Below are 11,311 nucleotides of genomic sequence, written 5' to 3'. Positions count from 1 at the left end.
GCCCACGGCGAACACTCGCCGGCATGAGCAGTGAGCAGAAGATCGAGTTTTACAAGGGCCCTGCGGGCGGTTGGGGCGCACTGCGCAGCGTGACGACCGCGCTGCTGCGGCAGGACATTCCCATCAAGGGCGCGAAGACGCTGCTGTCGGCCAACCAGCCCGACGGTTTCGACTGCCCCGGCTGCGCCTGGCCTGACCGCAACCATGCCTCGACCTTCGAGTTCTGCGAGAACGGCGTCAAGGCCGTGGCCGCCGAAGCCACCGCGCGCCGCGCCGGCCCCGAGCTGTTCGCAAAGCACACCGTGGCCGAACTCGCCGAGCAAAGCGACTTCTGGCTCGAAGACCAAGGCCGCCTCACGCACCCCATGGCCTACGACGCGGCCAGCGACAAGTACGTGCCGATCGAATGGGACGATGCCTTCGCGCGCATCGCGAAGCATCTGAACGCGCTGCCCGACCCGAACCAGGCCATCTTCTACACCTCGGGCCGTGCGAGCAACGAAGCGGCCTTTCTGTACCAGCTGTTCGTGCGCGAGTACGGCACCAACAATTTTCCCGATTGCTCGAACATGTGCCACGAGCCCAGCGGCAGCGGCATGCGTCCGCAGTTCGGCGTGGGCAAGGGCACGGTCACGCTCGACGACTTCGAGAAGGCCGACGCGATCTTCATCTTCGGCCAGAATCCCGGCACCAACCATCCGCGCATGCTCGGCGAGTTGCGCGCGGCTTCCAAACGCGGCGCGCGCATCGTGAGCTTCAACCCACTGCGCGAGCGCGGCCTGGAGCGCTTTGCCGATCCGCAAGACAAGCTCGAGATGGCGACCATGGGCTCCACGCCCATCAGCACGCACTACTTCCAGCTGCGCGTGGGCGGCGACTTCTCCGTCATCAAGGGGATGATGAAGCACGTCATCGAGCGCGAAGACGAAGCCGTCGCGCGCGGCGAGCCTTCGGTGCTCGACCATGAATTCATTGCCACGCACACCACTGGCTTCGAGGCGCTGGCGGCTGACCTGCGCGCCGAGTCGTGGGACATCCTGGTGCAGGAGTCGGGCCTGAGCGAAGCGCAGATCCGCGCCGCAGCCGACGTGTACCTGGGGGCCAAGCGGGTCATTGCCTGCTGGGGCATGGGCATCACGCAGCACCAGCATTCGGTCGCCACCATCCAGATGATCGGCAACTGGCTCATGCTGTGCGGCCACATGGGCCGCGAAGGCGCGGGTGCATGCCCGGTGCGCGGCCACAGCAACGTGCAGGGCGACCGCACCATGGGTATCTGGGAAAAGCCGCCGACAGCGCTGCTCGACCGCCTGCAGAAGGTGTTCGACTTCGAGCCGCCGCGGCAGAACGGCGTCGACACGGTCGAGGCCATCCGGCTCATGCTCGAAGGCAAGGGCAAGGTGTTCTTCGCGCTCGGCGGCAACTTTGCGGCCGCCACGCCCGACACCTACCAGACCTGGAAGGCGCTTCAGCAGTGCGACCTGACAGTGCACGTGACCACCAAGCTCAACCGCAGCCACGTGGTCCACGGACGCGAGGCGCTGATACTGCCTTGCCTGGGCCGCACCGAGATCGACATGCAGGCCGCCGGCCCGCAGGGCGTGACGGTGGAAGACTCCATGAGCATGGTGCACATCTCGATGGGCATCAACCCGCCTGCGTCGCAGCACCTGCTGTCGGAGCCGGCCATCGTGGCGCGGCTCGCGGCCGCCACCATCGGCGCGCGCAGCAAGACACCGTGGCTGTGGCTCGTCGAAGACTACGCGCGCATCCGCGACAAGATCGAAGCCGTGTTCGACGACTTCAAGGACTTCAACACGCGCGTGGCGCACCCCGGCGGCTTCCGCCTGCGCAACACCGCAAGCGAGCGCGTGTGGAACACCGCGTCGAAGAAGGCCGTGTTCTTCACGCACGCCGTGCCGCTGGACACCCATTCGCACCGCGCCCGCGCGCGCTTCGCGAAGAAGGGCGACATCATCGTCTTCACGCTGCTGACCACGCGTTCGCACGACCAGTACAACACCACCATCTACGGCATGGACGACCGCTACCGCGGCGTGTTCGGCCAGCGCCGCGTGGTGTTCATCAACAAGGAAGACATCCACAAGCTCGGCATGAAGGACGGCGACTGGGTCGACATCCAGACCGTGTGGAACGACGGCCAGGAGCGCCGCGCCGACCGCTTCAAGCTGGTGGCCTACGACATCCCGCGCGGCAACATCGCAGCCTACTACCCCGAGACCAATCCGCTGGTGCCGCTGTCGTCGGTGGCCGAGAACGCGGGCACGCCGACCTCCAAGTCGATTCCCGTGGTGCTGGTGCCGCACGAGCTGCCGATCCAGAAGCTGGCGGAGGACCAGGCGGACGGGATGGTGGCTGCATGAGCCACCGGGCCGCTGCGCAGGCGATCAGATGAGCGCCTTGCTCCAGGACGACCTTTCCGTGGCGATCCTGCGCATGCTCGCGCAGGCACCGGATGATGCCGGCGTTTCGCTGCCGCGCCTCGGCAAGCGGCTAGGGCAGGGCGCAAGTGTGCTGATGCGCCGGCTCACGCTGATGGGCGATGCGGCCATTGGCGGCGTGCGCGGCCCCGGCTGGGTGCGCGTGGAGCAGCAGGACGGCCGCTGGGTCGCACACCTCCAGGAGCCCGGACGGGCGCAGGTGCAAACGCTGCCCCCTGAAGACGAAATGGGCGACTGAGCCGACAATGGCAGGCCCACCCGGAGCCACCATGTCGCAGCCAGACCTCGCCGATTCCGAAGACACCCTGCCGCCGCTCTCTCGGCATGCCGTGCATGTCTTCGGCGAGCGCGGCGTTGGGCCCGAAGGCGTGGTGCGCGACGACACCCTGGCGGCCGAGGTGCCGGTCGCGCTGGTGTTCAACGGCGTCTCGCACGCGGTGATGATGGCCACGCCGCAAGACCTCGAAGCCTTTGCGCTCGGCTTCGCGCTGAGCGAAGGCATCCTCGATACCGCCGCCGACTGCCGCGGCATCGAAGTGCAGACGGTCGATGCCTCCGATGCCGGCCTGCCCGAAGGCATGCCCGGCATCGAGGTGCAGCTTGAAATTTCCACCCGCAGCTTCGAACGCCTGAAAGACCGCCGCCGCAGCCTTGCCGGCCGTACCGGCTGCGGAGTGTGCGGCGTCGAGAGCTTCGCGGGGCTCGATCTCTCACCGCAGCGCGTGGCACAGCGCGACTGGATCGAACGCGTCGACCTGGTGACAGTGCTGCGCGCCTTCGCAGCCATGTCGCCGCGCCAAGTCCTCAACGCCGAAGCCGGCGCGATCCATGCCGCAGCATGGGCCACGGTCGACGGCGAACTCACCGACCTGATGGAAGACGTCGGCCGTCACAACGCGCTCGACAAGCTGCTCGGCAAGCTCGCGCTGGCAGGGCGCCTCGAAGAACCGGGCTTCGTGCTGATGTCCAGCCGAGGCAGTCACGAGCTCGTGCGCAAGTGCGCGCGCCTGGGCATCGCTGCGATGGCGACCATTTCTGCGCCAACCTCGATGGGGGTGCGCATGGCCGAGCTCTGCGGCCTTCGCTTCTGGGGGCTGTGCCGCGCGCCGCGCGGTGTGCTCTATGCCGATGGACTCGCACCCTTTTCGAGCGACAGCACGGCATCAGCCACCGCCTCGATCCCCTGATCCGACAAGTCCTCCGCCACCACGCTCCGGCGCTGCACCCAGGCCTTGAAGTGCAGCTCCTGCGACTTCTGGTAATGCGGGTCATAGTGCAGCGCCATCAGCTCCGCAAACAGATGCGGTAGATCCGCCTCATGCGCCCACTGCTGCCAGCGCGCCACCGTTTCCTTCCCCTGCATTTCCTTCAGCACGCCCATCTTGTCGGCCAGTGCCTCGCGGTCGTCGCCGAGGTAGGCGTAGTCGCGCAGCAGATAAGCCAGCCGTGCCTCGGGCGTGGCCGCCACCTCGATGCACGGCGCAGCGCGCATCCGCGCCACCAGCGACAAGGGCAGCGACAGCCGCCCGATGCGGATGCTCTCGCCCTCTACATACAGCGGGCGCGAAAGATCGACGGTTTCGAGTACCGCCGCGATCAGCGTTTCGAAGTGCTTCTGCGAAGGCTGCGCCACGCCCGGCAGCGAGCCGAGCAGCGAGCCCTTGTGGCTGGCGAAGTCTTCCAGGTCGAGCACCTGCGCGCCGCGCGCGGCCAGCGCGTGCAGCACGCGCGTCTTTGCGCTGCCGGTAGCGCCGCAGATCACGCGCAGGTCGAGCTTCGGGGTCAGCGTGTCGATCTGCGAGATCACGTGCCGGCGAAAGCTCTTGTAGCCGCCAGCGAGCTGCTGCGCGTCCCAGCCGACCAGGCGCAGCCAGGTGACCATCGAGCCGCTGCGCATGCCGCCGCGCCAGCAGTAGACCAGCGGCTTCCAGTTCTCGGGCCGGTCGGCCAGCGTGTCGCGCAGATGCTTCGCGATGTTGGCCGCGACCATCGCGCCGCCGATGCGCCGGGCTTCGAAGGCGCCGGTCTGAACGTAGACAGTGCCGACGATGCGGCGCTCCTCGTCGTCGAGCACGGGGCAGTTGATGGCGCCGGGAATGTGGTCGAGCGCGAACTCGGCCGGGGAGCGGGCGTCGATCAGCGTATCGAAGGCGTGGCGGTCGCCGACCCGCACGGGCTGGCGATGACTCATGGCAGGAACCTCATGCCCCGATTGTCGGGTACTCAGGCGTATGCAGGTCCAAGGCCACGGCGCAAGCGAGCGCTCGCAAAGTCCACCAGCGTGACCAGCACGAACATCGCGATCAGCACCGTCATCGCCTGCTGCTGCTGGAAGATCGACAAGTGGAAGTACAGCAGCTGCCCCAGCCCGCCGCCGCCCACGAAGCCCAGCACGGCTGCCATGCGGATGTTCATCTCCCAGCGGTAGAGCGCGTAGGCCACCCACTGCGGCAGCACGATGGGCAGGCTGGCGTAGCTGAAGGCGGTGACGGGGTTGGCGCCTGAGAGCGTCAGCGCGTGCTCGGGTTCGCGCGGGGCGTTTTCCAGCGCTTCGGCAAACAGGCGGCCCAGCACGCCCGTGGTGTGCAGCGACAGTGCCAGCGCGCCAGCGAAAGGGCCGATGCCGGCGGCGAGCACCATCAGCGCGGCCCACACGAGTTCGGGCACGCTGCGCAAGAAGTTCAGAACGAAGCGCGCCACGTGGCGCGGCAGCCAGCCGGCGCGGCCCGAGGCCGGCAACGCGAGCACCGCGCCCGCGATGGCCGCCAGCACCGTGCCAAGGGCAGACACGGCCAGCGTCTGCAACGCGCCATTGCCGACCTTGGAGAGAAACTCGGGCGACACATCGGGCGGGAAGAACTCGGCGATGAACTTGCCCATGAGCCGCAGCGACTCCGACGAGCCCAGCGCGCGGTAATCGATGCCCAGGTAGACAAAGCTCGCAATCACCGCCACACCGATCAGCAGCAGGGCAATGCGGCAACGCCAGCAGGGCGGCGGGCGTGGGGGCAGCATCGTCGTCATGCCAGCAGCCTCCGCAACGCATTGCTCAGCAGGTCGGCCAGCAGCACGAGCGCCAGGAACACCAGCAGGATGCTGCTGGCCTCGCCGCCGTTGAGCATCTTCATCGACTGGTCCATCAACTGCCCCAGTCCGCCTGCGCCGACGAAGCCCATCACCACCGACGCACGCACCGCGCATTCCCAGCGGTACACGGTGTACGAGGCCAGTTCCTGCGCCGTGTTCGGCAGCAGCCCATAGCAAAGCGCCGCGAGCCGGCCGCTGCCGCTTTCGAGCAGGGCTCGCGCGGGGCGTGTGTCGGTCGATTCGAGGATCTCGGCGTAGACCTTGCCCAGCATGCCGCCGTAGGTGATGGCCAGCGCCAGCACGCCCGCGGCGGGACCGAGCCCGAGCGCGCGCACGAAGAGCAGCGCCCAGACAATTTCGGGAATCGCCCGCAGCACCATCAGCAGCCAGCGCGCGGCCTGCCGCACGATGCCCGCCTGCACGCGGCCGGGGCCTGGGCCAATGCGCGAGATGGAGAGAGCGCGTGTCGTCACGAAGCCCAGCGGCGCGCCGATCAGCAACGCCAGCGCGGTGCCGGCCGTGGCCATCGCCAGCGTTTCGAGCGTGGCCTTGAAGAGCAGCGCGAGAAAGGCGGCTGAGCCGTCGGGTGGAAAGAAGCCCGCCAGGAAGCCGCCGATGACCGCGAGGTTGCCGCCGGCGAACAGCGCCCACGGCTTGAATTCGGACAGCGCCAGCATCGGCCATGCGATGACGAGCGCGGCGACGCACCCGGCCAGCCGGCGCGCGGCGTGCGGGTCGCGTTGGGCGATGGCGGTGCTCGTCAAGGGCAGTCCGGCCGATGGAAAGCCGCTTCCATTGCCGCACTTGCCGGCTGCGGCCGCTGCGTTGCGATGCCGCCTTCGCTCGCATAGAGCGCGTCGAGCATCGCGGCTGTTACTTGCGCGGCGGGCAGATCGAACATCACCTGCCCGTTGCGCATGCCGACGATGCGCGGAAACCAGCGCAGCGCGAGGTCCACCGCATGCAGCGAGGCCATCAGCGTGGCGCCCGTCGATTCGCTTTGCGCGACAAGCTGGCCGATGGCGGCGTCGGCCAGTGTGGGGTCGAGTGCGGACACAGGCTCATCGGCCAGCAGCAGGGCGGGGCGCTGATACAGGGCCCGCGCAATGCCCACGCGCTGCAGCTGGCCGCCCGAAAGGCGGTCGCAGCGGTCGAACAGGCGGTCTTCCAGCGACAGGCGCGACAGCACTTCGTGCGCACCGGCAATGTCCGAGGGATGGAAGAGCGAGCCCAGCGCGCGCAGTGTCGACCACTCGCCGAGCCGACCCGCGAGCACGGCTGTGACCACGCGCAGGCGCGGCGCAATCGGCGGCGACTGGTGCACGGTGCCGATGCGGGCGCGCAGCTTCTTCAGTGCCGCGGCTGGCAATTGCCAAGGCCTGGCGCCCAAGGCTTGAACCTCGCCCTCCGTGGGCCGCAGCGCCGCGCCGAGCACGCGCAGCAGCGTGGTCTTGCCGGCGCCCGAGGGCCCGATGACGGCGATGCGTTCGCCGTCGTGCGCGGCCAGCGTCACCCCGGCCAGCGCTCGCTGGCCATTGGGGTGCACGACACCCGCGCCTTCCAGCGAAAAACTCATCCGCGCAAACTCACTTGATCAGGCCAGCCGACTTGCCCGCCGTCTCGATGCCGTCGTAGTTCGACGACTTGGTCGGAATGAACTTGCTAGCCCGCTGCAGCGCCATGATTTCCTTCTGCGCCGGGTTGGCCGGGTCGAGCTTCAGGAACGCGTCGGTCAGCTTCTTGGTAATGGCCGCATCGAGCCCCGGGCGCACCGTCCAGTTGTAGTCGTAGTAGGTCGGCGTGGTTGCCAACACGCGCACCTTGGCGGCGTTGGGGTTCTTCGACTCGACCAGCTTGTCCCACACCGATGCGTTGAGCACGCCTGCCTCGGCGCGCGATGCGGCCACGAAGGCCACCGTGGCGTCATGCGCGCCCGAGAAGGCGACCGTCTTGAAGTCCTTCTCGGGGTTGATGCCGGCCTGCAGCAGGAAGTAGCGCGGCATCAGGCTGCCCGAGGTGGACGAGGGCGCGCCGAAGGCGAATGTCTTGCCCTTCAGGTCGGCCAGCGTCTTGGCGGTGCTGTCGACCGGCACGATGAACTTGCTGGTGAACACCTCGTCTTCCGCGCGCTGCACGATCGGTACCGCGCCGCCGTTGGTGCGAATGCGTGCCTGCACGAAGGTGAAGCCTCCGAGCCAGGCCAGGTCGATCTTGTTGGTGGCCAGGCCTTCGACAACGGCGGCGTAGTCGGTCACGGGCGTGAACTGCACGTCCATGCCGGTTTCCTTCTTGAGGTAGTCGCCCAGCGGTGTGAACTTGCGCTGCAGCTCGGTGGGGGCTTCGTCGGGAATGGCCGAGACGCGCAGCACGCCCTGGGCGAGAGCGCCGAAGCTGGCGGCGGAAAAGGCCAGCGCGAGCGCCACCTGGGTGAGAGTCTTCTTCATGGATGTGCCTCGAAAACGTGCAGCGGGTGTGGGAAAGGAAAGGACGGGATTGTAGAAAGCAGGGCCGCTTCGATAATCGGCCCATGAACCCAACGCTCATGAATCCGCTCGCGCCTTTGCGCCTCACGAGTTTTTCGCATGGTGGCGGCTGCGGCTGCAAGATCGCGCCCGGCGTGCTGTCGCAGATCCTCAAGAACCATGCGGGCGGCATGATCCCGCCCGAGCTCATGGTGGGCATCGAGACCGCCGACGACGCGGCGGTCTACAGGCTCAACGACCAGCAGGCGCTGATCGCCACCACCGACTTCTTCATGCCCATCGTGGACGACCCCTACGAGTTCGGCCGCATCGCCGCGACCAACGCGATCAGCGACGTGTACGCGATGGGCGGGCGCCCGATCATGGCGTTGGCCCTGGTGGCCATGCCGATCAACCAGCTGCCGGTGGAAGTGATCGCCGAGATCGTGCGCGGCGGGCAGGACGTGTGCCGCGCAGCCGGCATCCCGATTGCCGGCGGCCACACCATCGATTCGGTCGAACCGATCTACGGGCTCGTCGCCATGGGCCTCGTGCACCCCGACCGCGTGCGGCGCAATGCCGATGCGAAGGCGGGCGACGTGCTGGTGCTGGGCAAGCCGCTGGGCGTTGGCGTGCTGTCGGCCGCGCTCAAGAAAGAACAGCTCTCCGAGACCGGCTATCGCCAGCTGATCGAGAACACGACGAAGCTCAACACGCCCGGCATCGCGCTGTCGGCCCTGGGCGGCGTGCATGCGTTGACCGACGTCACAGGCTTCGGCCTGGCCGGCCACACGCTCGAACTGGCGCGCGGCGCCGGGCTCACCGCGGTGGTCGAATGGTCGAAGGTGCCATTGCTGGAGAACGTGCTGGCGATGGCGGCCGAAGGCTTCGTCACCGGCGCTTCGGGGCGCAACTGGGCGGGCTACGGTGCCAACGTGGAGCTCGCAGCCGGATTGCACGCCACCACGCAAAACCTGCTGAGCGATCCGCAGACCTCGGGCGGCCTGCTCGTGAGCTGCGCGCCTGAAGCGGTCGATGCCGTGCTGAAGATCTTCCGCGACGAAGGCTTTGCGCAAGCGGCGGTCATTGGTCGTGTAGAGGCCGGTGAGCCCTCGCTGCGCGTGGTGCCCTGACAGAGCGGTCCTATGCCGACTCGTCGAGTGGGCAGTCGCCGTCGCGAGCGGTTCGAGCTTGCGCCGAGAAGCGCAGACGTACATGGGTACGTCGAGCATCGCAAGTGCAAGATCGGACCGCGCAGCAGGCGAATGCCCGCTCGACGGCGGAAGGGGGAAGGAGTCGAACCTTCCCGGCGACGACTGGCGCCACCCACTGGGTTTGAAGCCCAGCCGCCCCACCAGGGACGATCCCCTCCCATGACTCTTGTCGTTCACGGCCTCGCCCCGAACAACGTCGTATCGGGCCGCAGCAGGTGCGTGTCCTTCACGCGCCGCGTATAGCCCACACGGTCAAAGAATTCGAGCAACTGGATTGCGCGCTTGCGTCCCAGCCCCGTTGCATCGCGAAAACTCGCAGCCTGCAAGCCTTCAGGGCCATCGAGGCAATCGCGCGCCAACGCCGCCAACCGCTCGATGGTCGCCAACGGATAGTACAAGTCCTTCACCACCTGAAAGGTCTCGCCACGCCGCGCGAGACTCGCGAGCGTCTGCCGCACCATCGGCTCGCTCACCGCGCAGTCCTTCGCAAGATCGCGCACCCATGGCGGATCGAAGCCGCCGTCGGCCAGCCTGGGCAATAGCTTCTGTGCGAGCTTCTGTTCTGCTTCGCCGAGGCGTGCCGCATGGTCCGGCAGATGCAGCCAGGTGCCGCTGCGCACCAGCGCACCGCGCGCGACCAGATCGTCGAGCGCGTGACGCCACAGCGAGTCGTCCGCGCGTGGCCCGGCCAGCCGCTTGAGGCGGCGCGCATCGGGTCCGACTTCGTCTGGCGCGGTGCGATGGAAGTCTGCGAGGCGCCCGGTGATCTGTTCTTCAAGCATGTCCAGATGCGTCTGCGCGATGGCCGTGTGGTCGATGCGCACGGCGTCGCCGGGCAGCGGCATCGCACCTTCATCGGCCAGCGAGAGAGCGCGCGCCATCCGTGCGATGTCGATGCCCAGCGGCGCGTTGTGCAGCAGCGCGGCCACGCGCGCATCGCGGTCGTCGATGGCCCAGGCCGCCAGCGTGCGCAGGCGCTCGGGCGTGCGGCGATAGCGCACCGGCGCGAACGGATCGAGCACGCGCACGCCGGCCACGGTGCGCGTGGCAGAGGCATCGCGCAACACACCGCGGTCGCCATGCCATGCGCCGACTGCTTCCCGCAGCACCAGCTGTGCAAATGCCGTCTCGCCGGGCGCGAGCGCATCGCGGTCGAGCAGCGCGACAGACGCCATCACATCGCTCGCGCCGAGGTGCGCGTGCACCGTCGCGCCTGAGCGCAGAGGCTTGGCCTCGTCGGGCCACAGCGTGAGGAGCACGTCGATGCGGTCGGTGGCAAGCGCGATGGACGGTGTGCAGATCCAGTCGCCGCGATGCATCTCGTCCTTGGTGACGCCGGCCAACGCCAGCGCACAGCGCTGGCCCGCGCGCGCCGATTCGGCCTTCTGGTTCTGCGCATGGATGCCGCGCACGCGCACCGTGCGGTCGCCGGGCACCACGCGCAGTTCGTCGCCGATGCGCACCGTGCCGCTGAAGACCGTGCCTGTGACCACGGTGCCGACGCCCGACAGCGTGAAGGCGCGGTCGACGGCGAGGCGAAACGCCAGGTCGTCTTCGCGCGCGTGCTCCTGGCGCGCCACGTCGAGCAGCCGCTCCCGCAACGCATCGATGCCTTCGCCGGTCGTCGCCGACACCGCCAGCATGGGCGCCTGCGCAAGCGGCGTGGGCGCGAGCAGCGTGGCGATGTCCGCGCGTACCTCGGCGAGCCGCGCTTCGCGTACGGCCTCGTCAATGCGGTCGATCTTGGTGATGGCCACAGTCGCCTCGCGAACGCCCAGCAGCGCCACCACCGCCAGATGCTCGCGCGTCTGTGGCATCACACCGTCGTCGGCAGCCACCACCAGCAGTGCGTGGTCGATGCCCGTGGCACCGGCCAGCATGGTGTGCAGCAGGCGCTCGTGGCCGGGCACGTCGACGAAGCCGAGCGACACGCCATCGGGCGCATGCAGGTAGGCGTAGCCCAGCTCGATGGAAATGCCGCGGCGCTTTTCCTCGGGCAGCCGGTCGGTGTCGACGCCGGTGAGCGCGCGCACCAGCGTGGTCTTGCCGTGGTCGATGTGGCCTGCGGTGCCGATGATCATCGTGG

Annotated in this window: 10 protein-coding genes and 1 tRNA gene; 4 read left to right on the top strand and 7 right to left on the bottom strand. The window is 68.2% G+C overall.

Features of this window, described 5'->3' with window-relative positions; translation table 11 throughout:
* The first annotated feature begins 23 nt into the window (after positions 1–23).
* From ACZYSP_RS21635 to fdhD, 3 genes are read left to right on the top strand one after another with little or no spacing between them, the layout of a single operon-like run.
* Positions 24–2,384, top strand: a complete 2,361-nt coding sequence (locus ACZYSP_RS21635) for an FdhF/YdeP family oxidoreductase (RefSeq protein WP_489016475.1) — start codon at positions 24–26, stop codon at positions 2,382–2,384.
* Positions 2,385–2,412: 28 nt separating this feature from the next.
* Complete coding sequence (locus ACZYSP_RS21630) at positions 2,413–2,700, top strand: hypothetical protein (RefSeq protein WP_093058009.1); 288 nt, start codon at positions 2,413–2,415, stop codon at positions 2,698–2,700.
* 31 nt (positions 2,701–2,731) lie between these two features.
* A complete protein-coding gene (fdhD, locus tag ACZYSP_RS21625) occupies positions 2,732–3,649 on the top strand; it encodes a formate dehydrogenase accessory sulfurtransferase FdhD (RefSeq protein ID WP_489016473.1) in 918 nt (305 codons plus the stop codon).
* Here the strand turns inward: fdhD and mnmH are convergent.
* From mnmH to ACZYSP_RS21600, 5 genes are read right to left on the bottom strand one after another with little or no spacing between them, the layout of a single operon-like run.
* Positions 3,583–4,653 carry a tRNA 2-selenouridine(34) synthase MnmH gene (mnmH, locus tag ACZYSP_RS21620; protein ID WP_093077385.1) on the bottom strand — a complete coding sequence of 357 codons (1,071 nt, stop codon included), beginning with the start codon at positions 4,651–4,653 and terminating at the stop codon, positions 3,583–3,585. The genes fdhD and mnmH overlap by 67 nt on opposite strands.
* A gap of 32 nt (positions 4,654–4,685) precedes the next feature.
* Positions 4,686–5,486 carry a phosphonate ABC transporter, permease protein PhnE gene (gene phnE, locus ACZYSP_RS21615; protein WP_093077384.1) on the bottom strand — a complete coding sequence of 267 codons (801 nt, stop codon included), beginning with the start codon at positions 5,484–5,486 and terminating at the stop codon, positions 4,686–4,688.
* Positions 5,483–6,313: a PhnE/PtxC family ABC transporter permease gene (locus ACZYSP_RS21610; RefSeq protein ID WP_489016470.1), complete on the bottom strand. Its 831-nt coding sequence runs from the start codon at positions 6,311–6,313 to the stop codon at positions 5,483–5,485. Before ACZYSP_RS21610 ends, phnE begins: the two co-directional genes overlap by 4 nt.
* Positions 6,310–7,125 carry a phosphonate ABC transporter ATP-binding protein gene (locus ACZYSP_RS21605; protein ID WP_440532419.1) on the bottom strand — a complete coding sequence of 272 codons (816 nt, stop codon included), beginning with the start codon at positions 7,123–7,125 and terminating at the stop codon, positions 6,310–6,312. The genes ACZYSP_RS21610 and ACZYSP_RS21605 overlap by 4 nt, the downstream gene beginning before the upstream one ends.
* 10 nt (positions 7,126–7,135) lie before the next feature.
* Positions 7,136–7,993, bottom strand: coding sequence for a putative selenate ABC transporter substrate-binding protein (locus ACZYSP_RS21600; protein ID WP_489016467.1), 858 nt, complete (start codon positions 7,991–7,993; stop codon positions 7,136–7,138).
* An 83-nt stretch (positions 7,994–8,076) separates the two neighbouring features.
* Here ACZYSP_RS21600 and selD point away from each other — a divergent pair, with 83 nt between their 5' ends.
* Complete coding sequence (selD, locus tag ACZYSP_RS21595) at positions 8,077–9,144, top strand: selenide, water dikinase SelD (protein ID WP_489016465.1); 1,068 nt, start codon at positions 8,077–8,079, stop codon at positions 9,142–9,144.
* Between the two features lie 147 nt (positions 9,145–9,291).
* On the opposite strand, the gene ACZYSP_RS21590 is transcribed toward selD, so the two are convergent.
* Together ACZYSP_RS21590 and selB are read right to left on the bottom strand one after the other, a co-directional pair.
* Positions 9,292–9,384, bottom strand: a tRNA-Sec gene (locus ACZYSP_RS21590).
* A gap of 14 nt (positions 9,385–9,398) precedes the next feature.
* The gene (gene selB, locus ACZYSP_RS21585) at positions 9,399–11,306 is read right to left on the bottom strand and encodes a selenocysteine-specific translation elongation factor (RefSeq protein WP_489016463.1); all 1,908 of its coding nucleotides are present in this window, start codon (positions 11,304–11,306) and stop codon (positions 9,399–9,401) included.
* Positions 11,307–11,311: the final 5 nt, after the last annotated feature.

It is taken from the genome of Variovorax sp. F042 (assembly GCF_057814215.1).
The sequence above is the reverse complement of the archived record's forward strand: the minus strand, read 5'-3'. Positions and strand labels throughout refer to the sequence as shown.